Here is a 25,017-nt window from a genome sequence, read left to right as displayed (position 1 = left end):
GCTCATCTCAAGGCTAGAACAGCTCCGACGTTTCGGTGCGGACACACACTGTCCGGCTGCAACTGATTCGTAACGATTTGACAACCGGATTGGTCGATGATCCGGGCTGAGCGGCCGCTCGGCGTCTAGGAGGCGTACCTGGCGACGAAGTTCGACAGCACCTTCGCGGGCCACTCCACCTGTGCTGCCCGCGCGTTCGCGACGAGACCAGGCATCTCCTCCGCGGTGAAGTAGCCGTGCCCCTGGTACACGCGGATGCGTTCCAGGATGCCGTCGACAGTGAGTTCCGGATGGAACTGCGTCGCGTAGACGTGCTCGCCGACGCGAAACATCTGCACGGGACAGGTGGCGGAGGACGCGAGCAGCACGGCGTGCTCCGGGAGGGTCGTGACCGCTTCCTTGTGTCCGACGAACGCGTCGAAGCGCTCGGGCAGACCGGCGAGCAGCGGGTCCGCGGCCCCCGCATCGGTGAGGGTCACCGTGACGGGTCCGATCGGTTCCGTGAACGTGCGATCGATGAGCGCACCCTCGTGCGTGCCGAGCGTTCCGACGCCGTAGCAGGCGCCGAAGAAGGGGAAGTCCCTCGGCACGACGATGTCGAGGAGCGCCGCCAGTTCGGTTTCGACCCGCACCTGCACGGCGGACTTCGCATCGGCCGGGTCGCTCGAATTGAACGGGCTGCCGCCGACGATGATCCCGGAGACGGCATCGAGATCGATGGGCGGCATGGGCGAGGCTTCGAGTCGGATGCGCAGCAGCTCGTGTTCCCGGAGGCCGGCCGCATCGAGCATCGCGGCGTACTCGCCGTCCGCGGCGTCGTCCTCGGCGCGGGTCGCGAGCAGCAGGAACGGCTTCATGCGCCCATGCTAGTCCGCGGCGTCCGCGCGTCGACTCGCTGACAGCACCGAACATCGGAGCCGAACCTGAAGTGGCAAGCGCCCCTCCTGGGATAAACCTCCGAGACACTCGCCCGACGATTTCTCACGCAAGCATCATCTAAGGAGTCATCTCCCCAGACGGAACAACAAGAACAACACGAAAGGCCCCCACCCGGACGCTATCGCCCACCCAAGTAACTTCCCAGCCCTCACGTCAAGACGACGCGCCAACGCACGAACACCGAACCCTGTTGCTACGACAACCGGCATCGCCCACACAATGAGGAGGACCACCGCAAGAGCCAATCCAACCGACACTTCCTCAGGAGGACTGCCCCATCCCGCCTCACCCCACTCGACAAGAACGGTCAAAGCGAAGAAGCACACAGGGATGAGCAGGGCCCCTCCTGCGATACCGACGGAGGTGCCGATGATCGCCACTGTCAGGACCGGTCGGCGGAGCGCGCGGCTGAATGTACCGGACGCTGCGTCATACTTAGTCGCCTCGTGCAGCTGCATTCGCCTGTTCCAAGAGTACGTAGAGGTTGAAGTTGCGGTCCGTACGGTGCAGTTCAGAAGGGATCAACACCCTCAGGCTCCGCCCCTCATCCTGACTATAGGTAGAGACTCGCCCCGACGCAAATGTTTTATGGTTCTATAGTCAAGGTGTGATTCAGGTTCCGGCAATCCATCGACCGCAAGAAGGCACCCGCGCTGGAGCGGTGATGATGCGTAGGAGTGGAGTACGTGCTCCACAGCATTAAGCTCAGGGACCGCATCCGCTGATCGGGAGGTATGTCTTCGCGACCAACCGCTGCAACGAACGACACGATTTCAATGGCACCGCACTTCGGCATCGACCTCAGACCTGACAGGCGCACCTAGGTGCCTGACCTCGCGACGACCCGACGGGCGTGCACCAGGACGGGCTCGTCGATCATCCGGCCGTTGTGGCGGAAGACGCCCGGCTGCGCCCTGGCAGCGTCGAGGACCCCTACGGCCTCGGCGAGCGCCTCAGCACTCGGACGGTAGGCCGCGCGGATCGTCTGCACCTGGGACGGGTGGATGCACGCGCTCGCGGCGAACCCGCTCGCGCTCGCGTCCTCGGCCTCCGCCTGGAGCCCGGCGACATCGTCGATCGCGAGGTGGACCGCGTCGATCGCCGCGATGCCGTGCGCGCCCGCGGCGAGGAGGACGGTGCTCCGCGCGTGCGCGGCGATGTCGCGATAACGGCCATCGGCGAAGCGGCTGGAGGTGCCGCCGAGCGAGGCGACGAGGTCCTCGGCTCCCCACATCAGCGCAACGGCATCGGGGTGGGCTGCAAGGGCACCCGCGGTGAACACACCGGTCGCCGTCTCGCAGAGCGCGATGACCCGCACATCACGACCGGGGTCCCCCGCGTGCCCTCGAACACCGGTGAGGATCGCATCGATTTGCTCCGGACGCTCCGCTTTGGCGAGCATCACGAAGCGGTAGTCGCTCTGCGCCAGCATCCGGAGGTCGTCGTCGAAGGCCGATGTGTCGGCCGCGTTGATCCGCACGACCGTGCTGGCCGGGTCCAACGGGTGGTCGAGCACGGCATTGCGCGCCGCGTCCTTGGCATCCGGGCCGACCGCGTCTTCGAGGTCGAGGATGACCGCATCCGCTCGGTCGGCGGCCTTCCGGAACCGCTCAGGGCGATCAGCAGGACAGAACAACAATGACGGACCGAGATCGAATCGCGCTGCCTCGCCCAGCCATGATTCCGTCATCGTGCAGCTCCCGTCATCGTTGGGCCCCCTCCACCCACACCAGCGTGGCACGAGTCGCACGCACCACCACAACGCCGTCCTGATTCCGACCGACGTGTTCGAGGGTGACGATCCCCTGTCCCGGTCTGCTCGATGAACGACGAGCGCCTCGTACGACGGTCTCCGCATAGAGCGTGTCGCCGTGGTGCAGCGGATGCGGGAAGGCGACATCGGAGAAGCCCAGATTCGCGACGATCGTGCCCTCCGTGAGCTGCGCGACCGACAGGCCGACGACGGTCGAGAGCGTGAACATCGAGTTGACGAGCCGCTCGCCGAACGGCTGGGTCGCGGCCCACGCCGCATCGAGATGCAGGGACTGGCCGTTCATCGTGAGCGTGGAGAACAGCACGTTGTCCGCCTCGGTGACGGTCCGGCCGGGGCGGTGCCGGTAGGTCGCGCCCACCTCGAACTCGTCGAACCACAGCCCCCGCTGCTCGTGGACGGGACCCGCGCCCTCTGTGCCGTCGGTGCTCATCGTGTGCTCCTCTCCCGTCGCCGCCCCGCTACTGCGGGAACCCCAGCTCGCGAGCGATGACCATCAGCTGCACCTCGGTCGTGCCCTCGCCGATCTCGAGGATCTTCGAGTCGCGATAGTGCCTGGCGACGGCGTTCTCGTTGAGGAAACCGTAGCCGCCGAAGATCTGCGTCGCATCACGGGCGTTGTCCATCGCCGCCTCGCCGGCGACCATCTTCGCGATCGACGCCTCCATCTTGTACGGAGCCCCGCGGAGCATGCGCGACGCCGCGTCGTAGTAGGCGAGCCTGGCCGAGTGCACCCTGGCCTGCATCTTCGCGATCGTGAACGAGATCCACTGGTTGCTGCCGATCGTCCGCCCGAAGACCACCCGTTCCTTCGCATACCGGATCGCCTCCTCCAGGCAGCCTTGCGCGGCCCCGACGGCGAGCGCCGCGACCGCGATCCGTCCGCCGTCGAGCGCGGACAGGAAGTTCGCGAACCCCCGGCCGCGCTCGCCGAGGAGGTTCTCCTCCGGCACCCGCACGTCGTCGAAGACGAGCGGGTGGGTGTCGGAGGTGTGCCAGCCGACCTTGTCGTAGGGCGGGAGCGCCTCGAACCCCGGTGCCGGCACGGGGACGAGGATCGTGGAGAGCTCCTTCGCGATCGACCCGTCCTGTCTCGTCCGGGATCCGGTCACGGCCGTGACGGTGACGAGCTTCGTGATCTCGCTGCCGGAGTTGGTGATGAACTGCTTCGTCCCGTTGATGACCCATTGCCCGTCGACGAGCTCTGCGGTCGTCTCGGTTGCCCCGGCGTCACTCCCGGCTCTGGCCTCCGTGAGCCCGAACGCGGCGAGCGCGCGTCCGCTCGCGAGCTGCGGGATCCACTCCTGGCGCTGGGCGTCGGTGCCGTAGAGGAACACCGGCATCGCTCCCAGCCCGACCCCGGCTTCGAGCGTGACGCCGATGCTCTGATCGACCCGCCCGAGCTGCTCGACGGCGAGACAGAGCGCGAAGTAGTCCATCCCCTGCCCGCCGAGCTCTTTGGGGAACGGCAGCCCGAACAGACCGAGCTCGCCCATCTGGGCGATGATGTCGTACGGCAGCCGCCGTTCGGTGTCGTAGCGGTAGGCGGCCGGTGCGACGACACGGTCGGCGAAGTCCCGCACCGTGTCGACGATGCGCTGGTACTCCGGGGTCAGTTCGGTGTTCATGGGTGTACTCCCGTCGGTCGTGCGGTCGAGTGTGGGTCCGAGTCGGCTGGCGGGGTCTCCGTCGTCGGCGGGGTCTCCGTCGTTGGCGGGGTCTCCGTCGTTGGTGGAAGCGCTGGCGGAAGCGCTGGCGGAAGCGCTGACGGGTCCTCCGACGACGGCGCCGCGATGGTCGCAACGGACTGCCCCTGGCCGATGGCCGTCCCCGGCGAGACGTGCATCGTCACGGTCCCTCCGATGCCGGCGGTGAGACGGTGCTCCATCTTCATCGCCTCCACCGTGGCGATCGTGGCACCGGCATCGACCGTGTCGCCCGATGCGACGAGCACCGCGGTGACGGTTCCCGGCATGGGACTGCGCACCTCCGGACCGCCCGTCCCGTCTGCACCGTCCCCAAGGGCGCGCATCGCGTCGGCCGCCGCGACGCGCGACGCGAGCGTCAGATGGCCGACCACGTGGATGCGGCCGGCGAACGAGATCCACGCAGACCGGCCGTCGACCTCGACGGTCACGGGAGTCGTGCGGCCACGGTGATCGACGAGGTACCGCCCTGGGGAGCCCGGGACACGACGCAACACGACGCTGGGATCGGCGGCGTCGACATCGAACACCCGGTCGCCGATCGAGACCCGCACTTGCGCGCGGTGACGCCCGCCGGTCCGCCAGCCGCTCGGTGTGCCCCAGAGCGGACCGGGACCGTCGCTCCCCCGCTCCGGGGACGTGACCGGGTGGTCGCTGCGCAGAAACGCGATCGCCGCAACGCTTGCCACCAGCTCCTGCATGTCCGCATCCGTCGCATCGGTCGGCGTCCGGAGCACCCTCGCGATGAGCCCCGTATCGAGTCGCCCGGCCCGGACATCGCCGTCCGCGAGGAGCGAGCGCAGGAACCACAGGTTCGAGCGGACGCCGAACAGGACGGTGTCGGCGAGCGCCCGGTCCAACCGGGTGAGCGATTCGGCGCGGTCGGCGCCCAGGGTGATGATCTTGGCGAGCATGGGGTCGTAGTCGGTCCCGACGACGTCGCCCGTCGCGATCCCCGCGTCCACCCGGACGCCGTCGCCCGTCGGCATGTCGAACCGCAGCACCGGCCCAGCCTGCGGCAGGAAGCCTGCGCCGGGGTCCTCCGCGTACAGCCGGGCCTCCATGGCGTGCCCGCGCAGCAGGATGTCGTCCTGGACCAACGGCAGCCGCTCCCCCGCTGCGACCCGCAGTTGCCACTCGACGAGGTCGAGACCGGTGACGAGCTCCGTCACCGGATGCTCCACCTGCAGCCGTGTGTTCATCTCGAGGAACGCGAACTCGTCCGGCCGATCGCCTGAGACGAGGAACTCCACGGTCCCGACGCCGACGTATCCAACGCTCGCAGCGACATCGCAGGCCGCCGCCCCGAGCCGGCGCCGCAGGGCCTCGTCGACGATGGGCGACGGCGACTCCTCGATGACCTTCTGATGGCGCCGCTGCAGCGAGCACTCCCGCTCGCCGAGGTGCACAACGGCGCCGTGCCGGTCCGCGAGCACCTGGACCTCGATGTGCCGTGGGACCTCGACGAGCCGTTCGAGCAGCAGGGTCGGATCGCCGAACGCCGAGGCGGCGACGCGATGGGCCGAGGCGAGCGCCGCGGGGAGCTCCGCAGCGGCGGTCACCACCTGCATGCCCTTGCCGCCCCCGCCGCCGGCCGGCTTCACCATCAGCGGGAACCCGATGCGTTCCGCTGCGAGCGCGAGCGCTGCATCGTCGAGCGCAGGGTCTGCGACACCGTCGATGACCGGCACGCCGCGGGCCGCGACGTGCTCCTTGGCGCGGATCTTGTCGCCCATGACCGCCATCGCCGCAGCCTCCGGGCCGATGAAGACGATGCCCGCGGCTGCGCACGCGGTCGCGAGCGCCGGGTTCTCCGAGAGGAAGCCGTAGCCGGGGTGCACCGCGTCAGCCCCGACCGAGACGGCCGCGGCGACGATCGCGTCGACGTCGAGGTAGCTCGCGGTCGCCGGCGCCGGCCCGATCCGCACGGCGACGTCGGCGGCGAGGACGTGCTGCGCCGTGCGGTCGGCGTCGCTGTACACGGCGACCGCCGTCATCCCGAGGCGATGGAGGGTGCGGATGATGCGGCAGGCGATCTCACCCCGGTTGGCGACGAGGACCGTCGAGAACCCGGCGGGCACCTCTGGCGCGCCGGCAGCAGCAGCAGCGCCTGCAGCGGCAGCAGTCCCTGTGGTGTTCTGCGGTTCGCTCATGGTCCCTCCCTCACATCCGGAACAGGCCGAAGCCTGGCTCTGGCAACGGCGCCCTCGAGCACACTTCGAGCGCAAGCCCGAGCACATCCCTCGTGTCTGCCGGGTCGATGACGCCGTCGTCCCAGAGCCGCGCCGTGGAGTAGTACGGACTCCCTTGCTCCTCGTACCGGTCGACGATGGGGGCACGGAACGCGCGCTCCTCATCCGCAGGCCACTCCTCGCCCCGCGCCTCGATCTGGTCGCGCTTCACGGTCGCGAGCACACTCGCCGCCTGCTGGCCGCCCATCACCGAGACCCTGCTGCCCGGCCACATCCACAGGAACCGGGGATCGTACGCCCGCCCGCACATCGAGTAGTTGCCCGCCCCGAAGGACCCGCCGATCACGACCGTGAGCTTCGGCACCCTGGTCGTCGCGACCGCGGTGACCATCTTCGCGCCGTGCTTCGCGATCCCGCCGGCCTCGGCATCCGACCCCACCATAAAACCCGAGATGTTCTGCAGGAACAGCAGCGGGATGCCACGCTGATCCGCGAGCTCGATGAAGTGCGCGCCCTTCATCGCCGACTCGCTGAACAGGACGCCGTTGTTCGCGATGATGCCGACCGGATGTCCGTGCACGTGCGCGAATCCCGTCACGAGCGTCGTCCCGTAGTCGTGTTTGAACTCGTGGAACTCGCTCCCGTCCACCAGACGGCCGATCACCTCGCGTACGTCGTACGGCGACTGGACGTCCGTCGGGACGACACCGTAGAGCTCGTCCTCCGACATCACGGGTGCACGGCTCGGCACCACTTCCCAGGCGCGGGGCCGCGGTGCCGGGAGCGTCGAGACGATGTCGCGCACGATCTGGAGCGCGTGCTCGTCGTCCTCCGCGAGGTGGTCGGCGACGCCCGAGACACTCGTGTGGAGCGCGCCCCCGCCCAATTGCTCCGGTGTGACGACCTCACCGATCGCGGCCTTCACCAGCGGCGGTCCGCCGAGGAAGATCGTGCCCTGATCGCGGACGATGACCGTCTCGTCGCTCATCGCCGGGACGTACGCGCCGCCCGCCGTGCAGGATCCGAGCACCGCCGCGATCTGCGCGATCCCCGACGCAGACATCCGAGCCTGGTTGAAGAAGATCCGCCCGAAGTGATCGCGGTCGGGGAACACCTCGTCCTGCATCGGCAGGAATGCGCCGCCGGAGTCCACGAGGTAGACGCACGGCAGACGGTTGGCCGCTGCGACCTCCTGCGCGCGCAGGTGCTTCTTCACGGTCAGCGGGTAATAGGTGCCGCCCTTGGCGGTGGCGTCGTTCGAGACGACGAGGACGGGACGCCCGGCGACGAGTCCGATCCCGGCGATCACGCCCGCCGCTGGAACGGCGTCGTCGTACAGGCCGAGGGCGGCGAGCGGGGCGAGTTCGAGGAACGGACTCCCCTCATCGAGGAGCCGGTCCACACGATCCCTCGGCAGGAGTTTTCCGCGTGCGACGTGGCGGAGGCGGGAGGCTTCAGGCCCACCGGATGCGACGACCGCGAGGCGTTCGGCGAGCTCTGCGGCGAGCGCTCGTTGCGCGACGTCGTTTGCCTGGAATGCCGGGGACGACTGGTCGACTGCGGAGGTGAGGATCGGCATCGTGGGCTCCCGTCGTCGTCGACCGGCGGTGACGCTCAGATTTCAGTTAACGTTCACTCACCGAAACTTAGGTTAGTCTGCATTAACCGAACTGTCCAGACCGTGGGAGTCCGCATGCGAGCATCCGAGAACCGAGCACCGAGCACCTCAGGCGCGCAGACCGCCGAGCATGTCGGACGCCGCGAGGCGAAGGAGCAGCGCCGCGCAGCCCTCCTCACGGCGGCGGCGGCCCGGTTCGCCGAGCGCGGGTTCAACGGCGTCTCGATGGAGGACCTCGGCTCGGCGGTCGGGATGAGCGGCCCAGCGGTCTACCGGCACTTCGACGGCAAGCACGCCGTGCTGGCGGCACTGCTCGTCGACGTCAGCCAGAACCTCCTCGACGGGGGCGCGGCGGAGGTCGAGCGTGCGCCGGACGATGAGCTCGCCATCCGCTCGCTCGTGGAGTTCCACGTCGCCTTCGCCCTCGGCAACCGCGACGTGATCCGGGTCCAGGACCGAGACCTCGATTGCCTCACCGGTGAGGATCGACGCACGGTGCGGGCGCTGCAGCGTCAGTACGTCGAGCTGTGGGTGGATGTGCTCGCCGCGCTGTTCCCGTCGACGCCGGCGCCCGAGCTGCGGATCCGGGCGCACGCGACGTTCGGGCTCATCAACTCGACGCCGCACAGTGCTGCGCTCGGCGCGGTCCGAGAGGGCGAGAAAGCACCGGAAACGGACACCGTGCGCGAGATCCTCGAACGCATGGCGCTCGCGGCGCTCACCGCAGAGTCCCGCTGACCCGCCCCTCGCCCATCCCGGTCCCTGAGCCCGTCGAAGGGCCACAACCCACGACCCCGGCCTCTGAGCCTGTCGAAGGGCCCTGAACCATCACAACGGCTCAGGGATGCAACACCGAAAGCACATTCCCGGCCGGGTCCAGGAACCACGCGATGTCCGGACCGTTGCCACGCATGATCCCCTTCTCGTCGCCCGGGAACTCGTCCCCGTAGATCCTCGTATCGACCCCACGTGCGTTGAGTTCGTCGACGGCCGCGTCGATGTCGTCCACCTGGAGATTCAGGATCGTGAACGACGCGGGGGTGTGGTCGGGTTTCGAATAGACGAGCACGATTCCGCCGGCCGGCAGATGCAGGTTCAGGAACCCCATGTCGTTCTTCGTGACGGTGAGACCGAGCGTCTCGCCGTAGAACCGTTGCGCTGCATCGATGTCGTCAACGGAGAACCCGCTGAACACGTCTGCGTACTGGACCATGGGATCCTGCCTCTCGTCGGTGGCGACGGCGGCTGCGTCGCCGCCCGTCACTGCGACCCTGCCACGCCGCCGCGACGTCGTCCAGGGGTTGCCCTTCGACAAGCTCAGGGACCGAACACCCGGTCACTGAGCTTGTCGAAGTGCACCAGCCTCGAACTACCAGTCGTGGACGGTGCCGTCCGCCAGCCGGTTGTACGGCAGGTACGCCTGCTCGTACGGGTACTTGCCTGCCTCATCCACATCGAGCTCGACGCCGATCCCAGGCTGATCGCCCGGGTGCAGGTACCCGTCGGTCCATGTGAACGACTGTTGGAACACCTCGTTCGTGCGCTCGCCGTGCTGCATGTACTCCTGGATCCCGAAGTTGTGGATCGCGAGCCCGAGGTGCATCGCGGCCGCCATGCCGACCGGTGAGATGTCGGTCGGTCCGTGCATCCCCGACTTGATCTGGTACTGCGCAGCGTACTCGAGCACCTTCTTCAGGTGTGTGATGCCGCCCGTGTGGGTGACGGCGCTCCGCACGTAGTCGATGAGCTGCTCGCGGATGAGCTGCTGGTAGTCCCACACGGTGTTGAAGATCTCGCCGATCGCGAGCGGCGTCGTCGTGTGCTGTCGGACGAGTCGCAACGCCTCCTGATTCTCGGCGGGAGTGCAGTCCTCCAACCAGAACAGGTCATACGGTTCGAGGGACTTGCCGAGTTTCGCCGCCTGGATCGGCGTCATCCGGTGGTGGGCGTCGTGCAACAGCGGCAGCTCGGGTCCGAACTCGTTACGCACCGCTTCGAACACGGTCGGCACGTGCCGGAGGTACGCGCGCGTGTCCCAGTCCTCCTGGGCCGGCCTGGCTCCGCGCTGCGCCGGCTCGTGGTCGTAGCGGACGCCCTCGTTGCCTTCGAGCGTCGCGTTGGAGGCGATCCCGTAGATCGACTTCAAGCCTGGGACGCCCGTCTGGACGCGGATCGCCCGGTATCCCTGCTCCTGGTGGGAGCGGATGGAGTCGAAGAGTTCCTCGTTGGTTTTGCCTGAGGCGTGGCCGTAGGCGAGCAGTCCCGTCCGCGATGCCCCGCCGAGCAGCTGGTAGAGCGGCATCCCGGCAGCCTTCGCCTTGATGTCCCACAGTGCGACGTCGACGGCTGCGATCGCCGCCATCGTGACGGGTCCGCGCCGCCAGTACGCTCCGCGGTACAGGAACTGCCACATGTCCTCGATGCGGTGCGGGTCCGCGCCGATGAGGAGCGGCACGACGTGCTCGCGGAGGTACGCGACGACGGAGAGTTCCCGGCCGTTGAGCGTCGCGTCGCCGAGGCCGGTGATCCCTTCGTCCGTGGTGATCTTGAGGGTGACGAAGTTGCGGTTCGGGCTCGTGACGATGACGTCGGCTGCAACGATCTTCATGGGTTTCTCCGGGGTGTTCGCGGGTGGTTCTGGGGAGTTCTGGGTGGGAGGGCACTGTCGACCGTGCCGAACTGGATCACACGGTGTGCTGCACGGTGTGCTTCAGACGGTTCACGATGGGGTCGATCACACCTGGCAGGTCCGCGAGGTCCGGGGCGAGGAAGCGCACGGCGGCTGCCGCCCGGTCCTGGTCGTCGCCTCGGTCGAACCGGCCCAACGCCTCGATGAGCGGCGCGGCTCCCTGGTCTGTCACGTCCGTGCCGTCGAGGTGGGCGATCCAGTCGGCGATGACGCCGCAGTGGGCGTCGCCGGCCGGAAGCCCGGCATCGAGTCGAGCGCGGATCACGTCGATGATGCGGACACGCAGCTTCTGCGAACCGCCGCCGGCGATCTGGACGAGTCGATGCTCGATGCGCGCGTTCGTAAAACGGGTCCGCAGCGATGCGAGCGCCGCGTCGAGACCGCTCCGGTCGAGGTCGAGGACGTCGCCGACGTCGGACCACAGCGATTTGAGCGCCGCCAGGCAGTCGGCGTCCTCCATCGCTTCGGCGATCGTCCGGTGCCCGGCGAGCAGACCGCGGTAGGCGAGGAGCGAGTGCCCGGCGTTCAAGAGCCAGAGCTTGCGCCGCTCTGCCGGGGCGATGTCGTCGACGAACCTCGCCCCCACGGACTCCCAGGCGGGGCGACCGGCCGGGAAGTCCCCCGCGAGCACCCACTCGCTGAACGGTTCGCAGACGACGGGCACCGCATCGGGGATCCCGGTCAGGCGTTCGGCGGTCGCCGCGTCCGCGGGGGTCGTCGCCGGGGTGATCCGGTCGACCATGGTCGACACGAAGGAGGTGTTCGCGGTGATCCACTCGGCGAGGCCGGTGTCCACACGACCGGCGAGGTCGAGCACGACGTGGCGGATGAGTCCGCCGTTGTCGTCGAGATTGTCGCAACTGACCACCGCGATGGCCCCCGAGCCCGCAGCACGACGAGCGAGGAGCCCGTCGACGATGCGACCGGGGGCGGTCACCGCTGCTGCGCCTCCCCCGCCCGGACCGGAGTCTCCCCCCGGGGTCAGGTACACGAGATCCCTCTGCACGTCCGCATCGGACCAGTCGAGCCCCCCGTCGGCGCCGAGCCGATACCCGGCCTCGGTGACCGTCAGCGTCAACACCGCGACGCGCGCGTCGGCGAGCAGCCGGCGCCACGTCTCGCCGTCCGCACCATCGTGTGCCTCAACGATGCTCTCGATGCGGGTGGCGCCGTCGGTGTCGGCACCGCGCTCGATGAGCGTGTACACGTCGTCCTGCGCGTTGAGCGCGACGGCCGCGGCCGGTGACCGACCGGTGAAGGCGGCGATGCCCCATCGCTCCTCCCGCCGGTCGGTCAGTTCGTTGGCGAGGTGCGTGTACCAGGCCTGATGGGCGCGATGGAACGCGCCCAGCCCCAGGTGCACGATGCGCACGGGTGCGCGCGTCGCCGGATCAGACACGAGCGGCCTCCGCCCCGCTCCTGCTGGCAGCCGAAGCTCCGACGGCTTCCAGCTCGACGGCGAGCGCTGCGCGCAGGAAGGCGAGGTTGTCAGCGGTTCGTTCGGCGAGCGGGAGCGTCGTCGAGAAGTCCTCGACCGTGATCCACCCGTCGTAGCCGTGCGCGACGAGCGCACGCAGGTACGCGGAGACGTCGGCTTGGCCGGCCCGCAGCGTCGCCCAGTCCTCCTGCCACACGGTCGAACCGTCGAAACCGTCGGTTCCCGTCTCTCGCCATGCGACATTCTTGACGTGCACGTGGGCGAGGTACTCCCCCAGCATCTGGAAGCCGGCGAGGTGATCCTCGTGTCCTTCGATGAGGAGATTGCCGAGGTCGTGGATGACGCCGACGGCCGCCGGGTCGAGACCGTCGACGAGACGGATCGCGGCGGACGCCGAGGAGGTGATCGTCTTGTGGTGCAGCTCGACGAGCGCGCGGACGCCGTGGGCCGCGGCCCGCTCGGCGACCCACTCCAGGTCGGCGCGCGCCCCGGAGAAGAGCTCCCGGTAGTCGGTGCCACCGATGCCGCCGAGCGGGGGCATCGTGACCCGCACCTGGCGCGCGCCGAGCTCCGCTGTGGCGGCCAGCATCCGCTCGACGCCGGTGTGGTCGTCGCAACGCTGGTACCCGCCGATGCCGGAGTATTCGAGCCCTGCGTCGCGAGTGATCCTGGCGATCTCCGGCAGCGAGGCTTCGAGGCCGGTCATGGGCCAGGAGGAACGGTTGCCGGCCCAGAAGCCCGGCTGCTCGGCATCCGCCTGATCGGTGACACGCCATTCGATGCCGTCCCAGCCCTGCGCCGCGAGGGTCGTCGCCGCCTCCTGCGGCGTCCAGTCGGGCGTCGATGCGGTGAATACGGAGAACTTCATGCTGCGCCTCCCGTGGTGACGAGGAGTTCGCCGAGCGCTCCGGAGAGCACCTCCTCGACGAGGACCTGACGACCGAGGGTCGCCGAGAGGTAGATCGCACGGACGACGGCGAGCGAGAGGAACGCGTCGTCGACGGTCACGCCTGGCGCACGGCCGTCGGTGATCGCTGCGAGGACGTCGGCGTACTGCCGGGCATGGCCGACGATGAACCGGTTCGGGTCGCGATCGTTCCCGGCGACCTCGGTCGCCGGGACGAGTTCCGCCGCCCGGTTGACGACGCCGGCGCCGTCAGCGGCGCTTGTGGCGTCAGCGGTCGCGAACACGGCGAGCTGGTCGTCGTCGATCGTCGCCGAACCCCGGTCGCCGTGCACCTGCAGACGCACCGAGAGTCCCGGATACGCCGCGGTCGTCGCGTGGACGACGGCGAGCGCCCCCGAGGCGAAGCGGACCGTCGCGACCGCAACGTCCTCGATCTCGACCCGTTCGTGGGCGAGGAGCGCCGTCTGTGCGAAGACCTCGACGGGCTGACCGAGGAACCAGACCAGGAGGTCGACGGTGTGGACGCCCTGGTTCATCACGGCGCCACCGCCGTCGAGCTCCCATGTGCCCCGCCAGGTGCCGGAGTCGTAGTACTCCTGGCTCCGCCACCACGCGACCGATGCGACGGCGCTCGTGATGCGGCCGAAGTCGCCACGGTGCGCCGCATCGGCGACGACGACGGAGGCCGGATCGAAGCGGTGCTGGCTGATGACCGAGACGACGATGCCGCGTTCGGCCGCCCCTGCCGCGAGATCGCGGATGCGGCGGGCACGGGCCATCGTCACGTCGAGCGGCTTCTCGATGACAACGTGTTTGCCGGCCTCGATCGCCTCCTCCGCGAGTTGGACGTGCAGTCCGCTCGGTGTGCAGATGACGACGATGTCGACGAGCCGGTCGGCGAGGGCGTCCGCGAGGGAGGCGAACTCCCCCGGCCGTGCGGCGCCGATCGGTCCGGCGATCTCGTCGGCGAGCGCGAGGGCTGCCGCTGGGATCGCATCGACCACGGCCGTGATGGAGAGGCCTGGCAACGAGGCGATGGCTCTGGCGTGGTTGTAGCCGATGATGCCGCAGCCGACGATCGCGACGCCGAGCGGCTGGGCGGTCGGTTCTGAGCGCTGTTCTGACGTGGACTGTGCTGATTCGGTTCGTGCTGAATCGGTCATGCTGTGCGGACTCCGATGCGGTCGGTGATGGCGGCGAAGGCCCTGGCGGCGCGACCGAAGGCGGCCGGACCGGAGAACCCTCCGAGGGAGTTGACGTCGGTCAAGTGCGGTTCGAGGGAGGCGAAGCCCGTGTATCCGTCGGCGGCGAGCGCCTCGATCATCTCGGCGACCTCGCCGTCGCCCTCGCCTGCCGGTACGACGTCGCCGGTGGCTGCGATCGCATCCTTCACCTGGAGGTACTCGAGGTAGGGGCGGAGCATCGTGTACCCGTCCGTGAACGGCCGGGCGACGCCGACCTGGACGAAGTTCGCGCTGTCCCAGGCCACGCGGAGCGCCGGAGACGCGACCGACTCGATGATGTCGAGGACGCGTTCAGGCGTGTCGCCGTAGATGTCCTTCTCGTTCTCGTGGAGCAGGATGACGTTCTCCGCCTCGGCGAGGGCTGCGAGGGCGCGCATCCGGACGATGACGTCGTCACGGACGTCAGCGGGAGCGAGCGATTCCTCGCGGTAGAAGGAGAAGATCCGGATGTAGCCGGTGCCGAGCCGGTGGGCTGCGCGGATCGCGCGTCCGAGACGCTCGACCTCGTGCTCGACCGGCAGTGAGACGTCGACCTTGCCGATGGGCGATGCGATGGCTGACACCCCCATCCCCCGTTCGTCGAGGATGCCCGCGAGGCGGTCGAGATCGGCGTCGTCGAGGTCGACGATGTTCGTGCCCCACGCGCTCCGCACCTCGATGTGGTTGGCGCCGAGCGCCTGCAGGACGGTGACCTGGATGACCGGGTCCGCGTCGATCTCGTCGCCGAAGCCCGAGAGCTTCCAGGCCGGGTCGAGGGTGGTGACGGTGGTGGACGGCTGGTTCATTTGACTCCTCCTGCGGTCAGGCCACCGACGAGGTAGCGCTGGAAAACGAGATACAGGACGACGACCGGCACGGCGCAGATGAGCGAAGCCGCCATCATCTGTCCGTACAGCGGGATCGCGCCGCCCTCCTGGGTGGCTCCGAAGACCTGCAGGGCGACAGCCGCCGTGCGGGACTCGGCGTTGGTCATGACGGATGCGAAGAGCACGTCGTTCCAGCCGAGCAGGAACGCGAAGATCCCGGAGACGACGATGCCCGGCCAGCTGAGCGGGACGACGATGCGCGTGAGGATGCGGAACGACGACGCACCGTCGATTCGTGCCGCCTCCTCCAGCTCGCGCGGCAGCCCTCGCAGGTAGGTCACCATGACCCAGGTCGAGAACGGCAGCGCGAAGGTGAGGTAGGTGATCCCGAGCGCCCAGCGGGTGCCGATGATCTGGATGCCGAGCGCCGTGGCGACGCTCGCGAACAACACGAAGACGGGCAGCAGCATAAGCGTGCCGGGGATGCTCTGCAGGGCGAGGAGCCCGCGCAGCACCGTCAGGCGGCCTTTGAACGCGTACCGGACGAGCACGTACGCGGTCATCACGGCGATCGCCGCCGAGACGATGGCGACGGCCCCGCACACGAGGACGCTGTTGAGCAGTCCGTTGCGCAGGTCGACGGTCGTCCAGATCTTCAGATAGTTGTCGAGGTGCAGCTCCGTCGGGAAGAAGGCGCCCTTCGCGACCGAGACGTCCGAGTTCACCGAGGCGAACAGGATGTACAGCACAGGGGCCAGGACCACAACGAGCAGTACCACGATGACGGTGACGAGCAACGGCCGCGGCAGCAGACGGGTGACATCGCTGTCCCGCCTTGTGGGCGCCGGGCGTCCTCCGCGATTCACTGCGCGGGGCACGACGATCGATCTGGTGGCGGTCATGAGCGCTTCACCTCGTCTCCGGTGTCGAGCTTCACAGCTCGCAGGTAGATGAACAGTGGGATGGCGACGAGCACGAGCGAGGCGAGCGCCATTGCGGCGCTCAGCCCGAAGCGGAAGCTCTGGAAGCTCGTGATGTACGTGAGCACTGGGAGGACTTCGACGTCCTTCGGCGCCGGCACCCCGAACAGCACGAACGGCAGCGTGAAGCTGTTGATGTTGTGCAGCAGCGAGATGATGAATGCGAGCGCGACCGGCCCCTTGAGGTACGGGAACACGACATAGCGCAACTTCGCCCACCAGCGGGCGCCGTCGAGCGCAGCGGCCTCGTGGACCTCCTGCTCGACCGACTGCAGACCGGCGAGGACCAGCAGGTAGAAGAACGGCCACGAGCACCAGGCCTGGACGATGATGAGCGTCCAGTAGCTCTGCGGTCCGTTGAGCCACAGGCCGCTGTTGATCCCGATGGCCTGCAGTCCGGTATCGACGACGCCGCCCGGCTGCATCATCGTGCGCCACACCGTCCCGACCACGAACGCTGGCAGCACGTACGGGATGAGGAACAGCGAACGGACGAGTCCACGGCCGCGGAACCGGTTCTGGGTGGCGAGCGCCGCTGCGATGCCGATGGGCATCGTGACGACCGAGACGATCACGGCGTACGAGACGCTGATCCAGACGGAGTGCAGCAGCGGTGAGGCGGAGAACGCCTCGATGAAGTTCCCGAGTCCGATGAACGGCGCCTGCAGCCAGCTGCGGAGCGTGTACTGGTCGAGGTCGAGGAGGGAGATGTAGACGGCGAGGACGAGCGGGATTGCGATGACGACGCCCATCAGCGCACCGCCGGGGATGAGCATCCACATCGGCCGGTTGCGTTCCTGGATCGTCTTCACCCGACGAGGCCTCCGAGGGGCGGGCCCCGGGGAGGCGCCGCGATGTGCGCGACGCTTCCCCTGGCCGTCCTGGTGCGGCTCGGTGGCCGCACCAGGGGTGATCGTCTGACTGGTCATGACGGATCCGTTACTTGACCTTGTCGAGCGCGGACTGCGATGTCGTCTGCGCCGTCTTCAGCTGCGTCTCGAGCGAGGAGTCGCTCACGCCGCCTGCCGACAGCTCGGGGATGAGCTGCACCACGACGTTGACGAGCGCGAGCTGGGTGTCGCCCCACGCGCCGCTGAACGGGGTGCCGACGGAGCCGGCGGACGATGCCAGGATCGGCGCGAGCGCCTCGTTGTCCGTCTCGAGCTTCTTGGCGGCTTCTGCGTTGGTCGGCATCTCGCCGAACGTCTTGTAGTACTGCTCCTGCGCATCGGCGGAGGTCAGCATCTTGATGAGCGCGAAGGAGAGGTCCTGGTTCTGCGAGTACTTCGCGACGACGAGGTTGTCGCCGGAGATGATGCTCGTTGCCGGCTTGCCGCCCTTCGGTGTGGTCGTCTCCCCCGGCGGGATCGTCGGCAACAGCGCGTAGGCGTACTTGCCGGCCATGGGCGAAGCGTCGAGCGTGACCTTCGACGTTGCGGACGTCATCGGGAGGTAGGCGGCCTTGCCACTCGCGAAGGCTGCGACGGCCTGCGCGTTCTTCCAACCGATCGCCGCCGGGTCGACGGCGTGCTCCTTCGTCATCCAGCCGAAGTACGTCTCGTAGGCCTTCTTGGTGACCTCGTCGTCGATGCGCGACTTCTTGCCGTCGAGGATCGGATTGCCAGCCTGCACGGACATGCCCCAGATGAACTTCCACGGGTCGAAGCTGTCGGCGTAGGCGATTGCGAGGCCGTAGGTGTCGCCCGAGGTGAGCTTCGCGGCCTGTTCGCCGAGTTCGTCCCACGTCGTCGCTGGCTTGTCGATCCCGGCCGCCTTCAGGAGGTCAGTGTTGTATGCCATCACGAACGGACGGCTCGCGAAGGGGATGCCGACCTCGTGGTCCTCGTCCGGGCCGGAGATGCCGAGTGTCGCCGGGACGAAGCGGTCGCGGCCGCCGACCTTGTCCCAGGCCGCCTTGTCGAGGGTGACGAAGGCGCCGGTGGCGCTTGCGGTCGGGGTGAACGTGGTGCCGAGGCCGTAGATGTCCGGGCCCTGACCGGAGACGACGGAGGTCTGGATCTTGGTGAGCTCGTCGTTCGCCGAGGCAAAGGTCTCGAAGGACACCTTGGCACCCGTCTCCTTCTCGAACTTGTCGGACACCTCCCCGAACCAGGCCTTCTGCTGCTCCGGGTAGAGGCCGTTGGCCGCCACCATCACGGTGAGGGTCTTGCCCTTGCCGTCGACGGGGCCGGACGAGGAACCGCCGTCGGACGATGCTGCTGAACAGCCCTGCAGTGCGAGGCCGACGACGGCCAATGCCGCCACCGTGCCGAGGACCTGGTGTGCTCTCATCGTGACTCTCCTTTGAGTGCTGTGGATGCGCCACGGGGGTGGTGCATGGGAACTCTAAACACGATGGCAAGCAGAAGGCAACCGTTTGCCACTTGTTGCCATGCTGTGCTCTACTGCTGCCATGGAACCTCTCGGTGATGCGGGGCGAAGCCGACCGGCGACCCTCGCCGACGTCGCAGCCGCCAGTGGCGTGGCAACCTCGACGGTCTCGCGTGCGCTCTCGAATCCCGGCCGGGTGAATCAGATCACCCGCGAACGCATCGAGCGGGCCGCGCGTGAACTCGACTACGTCCCCAACTCCCATGCGCGGGCGCTGACCTCCGGACGCACCGGCGCGATCGCCGTCCTCGTCTCCGACGTCACGAACCCGTTCTACTTCGGGATCATCCGCGGGACGCAGCAGCAGCTGAAGGCGGCCGGCTACACGCAGATCCTGATCGACACCGAGGAGTCCGACGAGCTGGAGGACGGGATGCTGCAGAAGCTGCGCCCCTCCTACGACGGTGCGATCCTCGCGGCCTCCCGGCTGACCGACCGCCGGTTGAGCGCCCTCGCCAAGGAGATCCCGCTCGTCGCCATCAACCGTCAGACGGCCTCCGTGCCGAGCGTCTACATCGACACGCCCAGGGGCGTCCACGAAGCGCTCGGCCACCTCGTGTCGCTCGGCCATCGCACCATCGCGTACGTCTCCGGCCCGCCGACCTCCTGGCCGAACGAGGGGCGATGGCGCGCGCTCGTCCGTGCAGCCGCCGAACTCGGCGTCGAGGCGATCCGCATCGGCCCGTTCTCCCCCAAGAAGCACGCGGGCGCCGCTGCGGCCGATGCCGTCCTCAACACGGACGCGACGGCGTGCATCGCCTTCAACGACCTCCTCGCCATCGGCATGCTCATGCGCTTCACCGAGCGCGGGGTGCGGGTGCCGGACGAGATCAGCATCGTCGGCTGCGACGACATCTTCGGGGCGGACTTCTGCAACCCGCCGCTCACCACCCTGACGGCGCCGATCGAGGAGGCCGGCCGCGCCGCGGTGTCCATGCTGCTGTCCCGCATCGACTCCGACCTGCCGACTGTCAGACGGACGGCGACGCTCCCCACCCATCTCACCGTCCGGTCGTCGACCGGGCCGGCGCCCTCGAACACCACCAGGAAAGACCGATGATGACCGCCCTGTCACCGCACCCGGACCGTCTGCTCCCCTCCGATCCGACGCAGCTCGCCATCGCACGCCGCTTGTACGCGGAGGTCGCGGACGCCCCCATCTACTCGCCGCACGGGCATGTCGATGCGTCGATGCTGCTGCGGAACGAGCGGTTCCCGGATCCGGCCGCGCTCCTCATCACACCTGACCATTACGTCACGCGGATGTTGCACGCGGTCGGCGTCCCGCTCGACGCGCTCGGCCTCGGCCCGGCTCCCGAGCAGTCCGGGCGCGAGATCTGGCGTCGCCTGTGCGAGCACTGGGACGACTTCCTCGGCACCCCGGTGCGCTACTGGTTCGAGACGGAGTTCAGCGAGGTGTTCGGGCTCACCGAGCATCCGTCGACCGCGAACGCCGACGAACTGTACGACCAGCTCGATGCGACGCTCGCCGGCGAGGACTTCCGTCCGCGCGCCCTCTTCGACCGTTTCCGCATCGAGGTCCTCGCCACGACCGACGACCCGGCCGACGACCTCGCGGCACACCTCGCACTGCGGGACGATCCGTCGTTCACCGGGCGGGTGCTGCCGACATTCCGCGCCGATCGGTACATGCACCCGGACGAGGACGGCTGGGCCGGGCGACTCGACCGACTGGCAGAGCGGTCTGGTGTCGACTGCTCGACGTACGCGGGGCTGCTGGATGCGTTGCGGTCGCGACGGGCGGCGTTCATCGCCGCCGGTGGCACTGCGACTGACACCGGGGTTCTGGATGCGGGTTCCGAGCCCCTCGACGCTGCTGCTGCGGAACGGCTGCACCGCGCAGGTCTCGACGGCACGATCACGGCGTCGGAGGCCGTCGCGTATCGGCACAACATGCTCTACCGCCTGGCCGAGATGGCGAGCGAGGACGGTCTGGTGATGCAGTTGCATCCCGGGGTCATCCGCAACCACCACCGGCCCACTTTCGACCGGTTCGGTCCGGACACGGGCCATGATCTGCCGTCGGTCGGCGCGTTCACGGTGCCGCTCACGCCGATCCTGCGGGATTTCGGCACAAATCCGACGTTCCGGCTCGTGCTGTTCACGGTCGACGAGACGACGTTCTCGCGCGAGATCGCTCCACTCGCCGGCTTCTACCCGTCGGTGTACGCCGGCGCGCCCTGGTGGTTCCTCGACACCCCGGCCGGCATCGCGCGCTTCCGTGCCGCCGCGACCGACAGCGCGGGGTTCACGAAGACGTCCGGGTTCATCGATGACACGCGCGCCTTCTGCTCGATTCCGGCGCGGCACGACATGTCGCGTCGAGGCGACGCCGCGTTCCTCGCCGGACTCGTCGCGACCCACCAGCTGTCCGAGGACGCGGCCGCTGGCATCGCGCATCGTCTCGTCTCCGACATCCCCCGCGCCACCTTCCGCCTCTAGCCCCCGCTCCACACCCTCCTCCTCTGTGGCTGTGCAGAATTCCGGAAATCCTGCCTGTTTTCGCACGAATTCGGGCCGGAATGCGAATTCCGGACCAGAATGCGCCAACAGTTCCGGAATTCTGCACACCCAGGAGCGAAGACGGAAGGACGAGGCGGAGCGGGACGGATCAGACGAAGGTGAGGACGGTGGCGGGGTCGGCGAGCATCTGACCGACGTCGGCCAGGAATCGTGAACCCTCCGCCCCGTCGACGACACGATGGTCGAACGACAGCGCCAACGTCACCACCTGTCGCAGGGCGATGCCGCCCTCGAACTCCCACGGGAGCCGACGGACTGCGCCGAGCGCGAGGATCGCCGACTCTCCCGGGTTCAGAATCGGCGTGCCGGCGTCGATCCCGAAGACACCGATGTTCGTGATGGTCATCGTGCCACCCGCAAGCTCCGCCGGGGCGGTCTTCCCGTCCCTCGCCGATGCGACGAGCCCGTCGATCGCGTCGGCCAGACCGAAGAGGTCCATGCGATCGGCTCCGGCGATGTTCGGCACGAGCAGCCCGCGCCCGGTCGCCGCAGCGATGCCGAGGTTCACCCCGCCGAACTCGATGATCTCCTGGGCGTCCTCATCCCATCGCGCGTTCACGGATGGCGTATGACGGGCTGCGATGCACACGGCTTTGGACAGGACCGTGAGGATGTTGATCCGATGGGCCCGCCCCCGCGGCGAGGCCGACACCTGGTCGATGAACGTCATCGTCGGCGTTACATCGACGGTCAGGAACTCCGTCACGTGCGGCGCCGTGAATGCGCTCGCGACCATGGCCGCGGCCGTCCGCCGCCGAACGCCGGAGATCGGTCGCCGAATGGTGCCATCGACGGATCCGTTCGGCACGGCCTCCTGGGCCGGTGCCCTGCCGATCGTCGTCGATCCCTGGGCCGGGGCGCCATCGTGGCGTCGGTCGCCGACGGCCGCCCGCGCCTCGACGTCCTCCCTCGTGATCCGTCCGCCGACACCGGTCCCGACCAGGTCGTCGAGCACAACACCGAGGTCCCTCGCGAGACGCCGCACGGGCGGAGTCGATCGCGGCCGGGTCGCAGCGTGCCCCGCCGGATCGGCGACCGCGTCCCCCATCGCCTGGATGCGATCCCGCCGCTTCGGCCTGGACCCGTCCTCCACCCGCGGTCCGTACCCGACGAGCACCGGTTCACGGGTCGCCGTCGTCTGCCCGGCGTGATCCCGCTCGCCGGCCGTCCCATCCTCGGGCGCCACCGCAGGTTCGTCAGCCTCCTCGCCGGTTGCGATGTCGACGAGCGCCTCGCCGACGAGCACGGTCGCACCGGGCTCCGCGTACAGGCGCGAGACGATGCCGGCGGCCGGCGCGGGCAGCTCGACGAGCGCTTTCGCCGTCTCCACCTCGGCGATGATCTGGTTGAGCTCGACCCGGTCGCCGACCGCGACCCGCCAGACGACGAGCTCCGATTCGGTCAGCCCCTCCCCGAGGTCCGGCAGGACGAACCGCCTCACGATGCGCTCACCCCTCGCGCACCGCTTAGGGAATTCGGCCTGCCGAGCACCCGATCGACGGCGTCGAGCAACCGGTCGAGGTCCGGCAGGAAGTGGTCTTCGAAAGCCGAGGCCGGATACGGGGTGTCGAAGCCGGTCACCCGCGCGGGCGGCTCCTCCAGGAAGTCGAAGCAGTGCTCGGTGATCGTCGCGGCGATCTCGGCGCCCAGCCCGCCGGATCGTTGCGCTTCGTGGGTGATGACCACCCTGCCGGTCTTCCGCACGGAGGCGGTGATCGTGTCGACGTCGAGCGGAGCGAGTGAGCGCAGGTCGATGACCTCGATCCCGATGCCCTCATCGGACGCCGCCGCAGCGGCGTCGAGCGCTGTCTGGACGAGCGGCCCGTACGCGATGAGCGTGACGTCGCCACCCGAACGCACAACACGAGCCTGTTCGAACGACATCGGATCCTCCGGCATGGACTCCAGGACGTCGCCCTTCGTCCAGTAGCGACGCTTCGGTTCGAAGAACAGCACGGGGTCGTCGCAGGCGATGGCCTGTCGGATCATGGTGTGCGCGTCCTGCGGGTTCGCGCAGGTGACGACTCGCAGGCCCGAGGTGTGCGCGAAGTACGCCTCCGGCGATTCGGAGTGGTGCTCGACCGCGCCGATCCCGCCGCCGTACGGCACACGAATGGTGACGGGCATCGGGACGGCGCCGGCCGTCCGGTAGTGCAGCTTCGCGAGCTGGGCGACGATCTGGTCGAATCCGGGATAGATGAACCCGTCGAACTGGATCTCGCACACCGGTCGGAACCCGCGGAAGGCGAGCCCGATGGCCGCACCGATGATGGCGGATTCCGCGAGCGGCATGTCGATGACCCTGTCCACGCCGAATTCGGCTTGCAGTCCGTCGGTCACGCGGAACACGCCCCCGAGTTTGCCGATGTCCTCCCCGAGGAGGAGGACACGGTCGTCGTCGGCCATCGCCCGCCGGAGTCCCGTGTTGACCGCTTTCGAGAGGGTGAGTTCCGTCATCGCGCACCGCCTTCGAACATCGCGAGGTAGGCGGCGTATCCGTCCCGCTGGCGCGTGAGCGCGGCATTCGGCGTCGCGAGGACATGATCGAACACGGTGAGCGGCTCGGGCGCTTCGAGCGCGAGGCAGCCAGCCCGGACGGCTGCGGCCGCTGCATCCCCGGCAGCCCTCACGTGTGCTTTTGCACCCTCGTCGAGGTGTCCCTCCCGTTCCAGGAGCCGTTCGACGCGCAGCAGTGGGTCCTTCGCGCGCCAGGCTTCGAGTTCCGTCTCGTCGCGGTATCTCGTCGGATCGTCGGATGTCGTGTGCGGGCCCATCCGGTACGTCACGGCTTCGATGAACGTCGGTCCGCCACCGCTCCTCGCCCGCTCGACGGCGATGCGCGTCGCCGCCATCACCGCGAGCACGTCGTTGCCGTCGACGCGGATGCTCGGGATGTCGAAGCCAGGACTGCGATCCGCGATGGGTCTCCTCGCCTGCAGTCCGACCGGTTCCGAGATCGCGTACTGGTTGTTCTGGCAGAAGAACACGACCGGCGCCTGGAAGCTCGCGGCGAGCACGAGGGCCTCGTTGACGTCGCCCTGGCTCGTCGCACCGTCTCCGAAGTAGGCGACGGCGACCGCGTCGACGCCGTCGAGGCGCGCGCCCATCGCCCATCCGGTCGCGTGCAGGGTCTGCGCCCCGATGATGACCGCCGGTGTCGCCATACCGACGTCGTACGGGTTCCAGCCGGAGAGCGCGGTGCCCCGCCACATGCGCATCAGGTCGGCGAGTTCGACACCGCGGCAGTAGGCGACGGCCTGTTCTCGATAGCTCGTGAACACAAAATCGTCCGGTCGGAGCGCACGCGCTGAACCGATCTGTGCGGCCTCCTGGCCGAGCAAGGGCGGCCACAAACCGATCTCGCCCTGGCGTTGCAGTGCGGTGGCCTCTGCGTCGATGCGACGCACAACGACCATGTCCTCGTAGAGGCCGAGCAGGCGATCAGGGGTGATGTCCGAGACGTACATCCCGTAGAGCGGCTCGTCGACGCGCGCGCCGTCCGGCGAGAGGAGTTGGACGAGCCCGTTCGGCCGGGCGACATCGTCCTGGCCAGCCCCACCTCCCGCGTCCTGGACGTTGTGGTGGACGTCGAGCTGGTCTCGCGCCAGCGCTCTGGGTTCGGAAGTTGCCTGGGTCTCCATCGACACGATGCACGCCGCCTTGAATTCGGTGACTTCACGGCGGTGCCTTGTGGGCGATGCCGTGCCCCGCGTCATCGCGGAGTCCTCCGAGGCTACGCCGGATGCGCCCGTCGCTCAAGGAGCGACACCGATCCGAATCGGCGCGGTGCCG

At 68.6% G+C, this 25,017-nt stretch carries 21 protein-coding genes; 3 read left to right on the top strand and 18 right to left on the bottom strand.

The genetic code is table 11. The features are described from left to right. Nucleotides 1-125: 125 nt before the first annotated feature. From ACL9RL_RS16320 to ACL9RL_RS16295, 6 genes are all read right to left on the bottom strand, one after another. The gene (locus ACL9RL_RS16320; protein WP_422781334.1) at nucleotides 126-857 is read right to left on the bottom strand and encodes a glutamine amidotransferase; all 732 of its coding nucleotides are present in this window, start codon (nucleotides 855-857) and stop codon (nucleotides 126-128) included. 902 nt (nucleotides 858-1,759) lie between these two features. Continuing rightward, a complete protein-coding gene (locus ACL9RL_RS16315) occupies nucleotides 1,760-2,629 on the bottom strand; it encodes an HpcH/HpaI aldolase/citrate lyase family protein (RefSeq protein ID WP_422781333.1) in 870 nt (289 codons plus the stop codon). A gap of 13 nt (nucleotides 2,630-2,642) precedes the next feature. Then, a complete protein-coding gene (locus ACL9RL_RS16310; RefSeq protein ID WP_422781332.1) occupies nucleotides 2,643-3,143 on the bottom strand; it encodes a MaoC family dehydratase in 501 nt (166 codons plus the stop codon). A gap of 28 nt (nucleotides 3,144-3,171) precedes the next feature. Beyond that, complete coding sequence (locus ACL9RL_RS16305; RefSeq protein WP_422781331.1) at nucleotides 3,172-4,338, bottom strand: acyl-CoA dehydrogenase family protein; 1,167 nt, start codon at nucleotides 4,336-4,338, stop codon at nucleotides 3,172-3,174. Further along, on the bottom strand, nucleotides 4,335-6,569 hold the full coding sequence (locus tag ACL9RL_RS16300; protein WP_422781330.1) for a biotin carboxylase N-terminal domain-containing protein: 2,235 nt from the start codon (nucleotides 6,567-6,569) through the stop codon (nucleotides 4,335-4,337). Before ACL9RL_RS16300 ends, ACL9RL_RS16305 begins: the two co-directional genes overlap by 4 nt. 10 nt (nucleotides 6,570-6,579) lie before the next feature. Continuing rightward, nucleotides 6,580-8,187, bottom strand: a complete 1,608-nt coding sequence (locus ACL9RL_RS16295; protein WP_422781329.1) for a carboxyl transferase domain-containing protein — start codon at nucleotides 8,185-8,187, stop codon at nucleotides 6,580-6,582. 114 nt (nucleotides 8,188-8,301) lie between these two features. On the opposite strand from ACL9RL_RS16295, the gene ACL9RL_RS16290 reads away from it, so the two are divergent. Beyond that, nucleotides 8,302-8,964, top strand: a complete 663-nt coding sequence (locus ACL9RL_RS16290) for a TetR/AcrR family transcriptional regulator (RefSeq protein WP_422781328.1) — start codon at nucleotides 8,302-8,304, stop codon at nucleotides 8,962-8,964. A 100-nt stretch (nucleotides 8,965-9,064) separates the two neighbouring features. Here the strand turns inward: ACL9RL_RS16290 and ACL9RL_RS16285 are convergent, their stop codons facing one another. The 9 genes from ACL9RL_RS16285 to ACL9RL_RS16245 all read right to left on the bottom strand — a co-directional run bounded on the left by ACL9RL_RS16285 (nucleotide 9,065) and on the right by ACL9RL_RS16245 (nucleotide 18,582). Beyond that, nucleotides 9,065-9,439, bottom strand: coding sequence for a VOC family protein (locus ACL9RL_RS16285; RefSeq protein WP_422781327.1), 375 nt, complete (start codon nucleotides 9,437-9,439; stop codon nucleotides 9,065-9,067). 156 nt (nucleotides 9,440-9,595) lie between these two features. After that, a complete protein-coding gene (manD, locus tag ACL9RL_RS16280) occupies nucleotides 9,596-10,834 on the bottom strand; it encodes a D-mannonate dehydratase ManD (RefSeq protein ID WP_422781326.1) in 1,239 nt (412 codons plus the stop codon). A gap of 76 nt (nucleotides 10,835-10,910) precedes the next feature. Beyond that, nucleotides 10,911-12,314: a mannitol dehydrogenase family protein gene (locus ACL9RL_RS16275; protein ID WP_422781325.1), complete on the bottom strand. Its 1,404-nt coding sequence runs from the start codon at nucleotides 12,312-12,314 to the stop codon at nucleotides 10,911-10,913. Beyond that, nucleotides 12,307-13,221: a sugar phosphate isomerase/epimerase family protein gene (locus ACL9RL_RS16270; RefSeq protein ID WP_422781324.1), complete on the bottom strand. Its 915-nt coding sequence runs from the start codon at nucleotides 13,219-13,221 to the stop codon at nucleotides 12,307-12,309. Before ACL9RL_RS16270 ends, ACL9RL_RS16275 begins: the two co-directional genes overlap by 8 nt. After that, the gene (locus ACL9RL_RS16265; protein ID WP_422781323.1) at nucleotides 13,218-14,423 is read right to left on the bottom strand and encodes a Gfo/Idh/MocA family protein; all 1,206 of its coding nucleotides are present in this window, start codon (nucleotides 14,421-14,423) and stop codon (nucleotides 13,218-13,220) included. Before ACL9RL_RS16265 ends, ACL9RL_RS16270 begins: the two co-directional genes overlap by 4 nt. Beyond that, nucleotides 14,420-15,289 (bottom strand): sugar phosphate isomerase/epimerase family protein, encoded by an 870-nt coding sequence (locus tag ACL9RL_RS16260; protein WP_422781322.1) that lies wholly within the window; start codon nucleotides 15,287-15,289, stop codon nucleotides 14,420-14,422. The genes ACL9RL_RS16265 and ACL9RL_RS16260 overlap by 4 nt, the downstream gene beginning before the upstream one ends. Then, nucleotides 15,286-16,212 (bottom strand): carbohydrate ABC transporter permease, encoded by a 927-nt coding sequence (locus ACL9RL_RS16255; protein ID WP_422781321.1) that lies wholly within the window; start codon nucleotides 16,210-16,212, stop codon nucleotides 15,286-15,288. The genes ACL9RL_RS16260 and ACL9RL_RS16255 overlap by 4 nt, the downstream gene beginning before the upstream one ends. Next, the gene (locus ACL9RL_RS16250) at nucleotides 16,209-17,219 is read right to left on the bottom strand and encodes a carbohydrate ABC transporter permease (RefSeq protein ID WP_422781320.1); all 1,011 of its coding nucleotides are present in this window, start codon (nucleotides 17,217-17,219) and stop codon (nucleotides 16,209-16,211) included. Before ACL9RL_RS16250 ends, ACL9RL_RS16255 begins: the two co-directional genes overlap by 4 nt. Before the next feature lie 10 nt (nucleotides 17,220-17,229). Further along, the gene (locus ACL9RL_RS16245; RefSeq protein WP_422781319.1) at nucleotides 17,230-18,582 is read right to left on the bottom strand and encodes an ABC transporter substrate-binding protein; all 1,353 of its coding nucleotides are present in this window, start codon (nucleotides 18,580-18,582) and stop codon (nucleotides 17,230-17,232) included. 121 nt (nucleotides 18,583-18,703) lie between these two features. Between ACL9RL_RS16245 and ACL9RL_RS16240 the strand changes: the two genes are divergently transcribed. Both ACL9RL_RS16240 and uxaC read left to right on the top strand, forming a co-directional pair. Next, a complete protein-coding gene (locus ACL9RL_RS16240) occupies nucleotides 18,704-19,741 on the top strand; it encodes a LacI family DNA-binding transcriptional regulator (RefSeq protein ID WP_422781318.1) in 1,038 nt (345 codons plus the stop codon). Further along, nucleotides 19,741-21,144 carry a glucuronate isomerase gene (uxaC, locus tag ACL9RL_RS16235; RefSeq protein WP_422781401.1) on the top strand — a complete coding sequence of 468 codons (1,404 nt, stop codon included), beginning with the start codon at nucleotides 19,741-19,743 and terminating at the stop codon, nucleotides 21,142-21,144. Before ACL9RL_RS16240 ends, uxaC begins: the two co-directional genes overlap by 1 nt. A gap of 169 nt (nucleotides 21,145-21,313) precedes the next feature. On the opposite strand, the gene ACL9RL_RS16230 is transcribed toward uxaC, so the two are convergent. The 3 genes from ACL9RL_RS16230 to pdhA are packed head-to-tail and all read right to left on the bottom strand — an operon-like array spanning nucleotide 21,314 to nucleotide 24,941. Beyond that, complete coding sequence (locus ACL9RL_RS16230; protein WP_422781317.1) at nucleotides 21,314-22,666, bottom strand: dihydrolipoamide acetyltransferase family protein; 1,353 nt, start codon at nucleotides 22,664-22,666, stop codon at nucleotides 21,314-21,316. After that, nucleotides 22,663-23,682, bottom strand: coding sequence for an alpha-ketoacid dehydrogenase subunit beta (locus ACL9RL_RS16225; RefSeq protein ID WP_422781316.1), 1,020 nt, complete (start codon nucleotides 23,680-23,682; stop codon nucleotides 22,663-22,665). The genes ACL9RL_RS16230 and ACL9RL_RS16225 overlap by 4 nt, the downstream gene beginning before the upstream one ends. Beyond that, a complete protein-coding gene (pdhA, locus tag ACL9RL_RS16220) occupies nucleotides 23,679-24,941 on the bottom strand; it encodes a pyruvate dehydrogenase (acetyl-transferring) E1 component subunit alpha (RefSeq protein WP_422781315.1) in 1,263 nt (420 codons plus the stop codon). Before pdhA ends, ACL9RL_RS16225 begins: the two co-directional genes overlap by 4 nt. Between the last annotated feature and the right edge of the window lie 76 nt (nucleotides 24,942-25,017).

This window comes from Plantibacter sp. Mn2098 (assembly GCF_049319745.1).
In the GTDB taxonomy this organism is placed as follows: Bacteria; Actinomycetota; Actinomycetes; order Actinomycetales; family Microbacteriaceae; genus Plantibacter.
The sequence above is the reverse complement of the archived record's forward strand: the minus strand, read 5'-3'. Positions and strand labels throughout refer to the sequence as shown.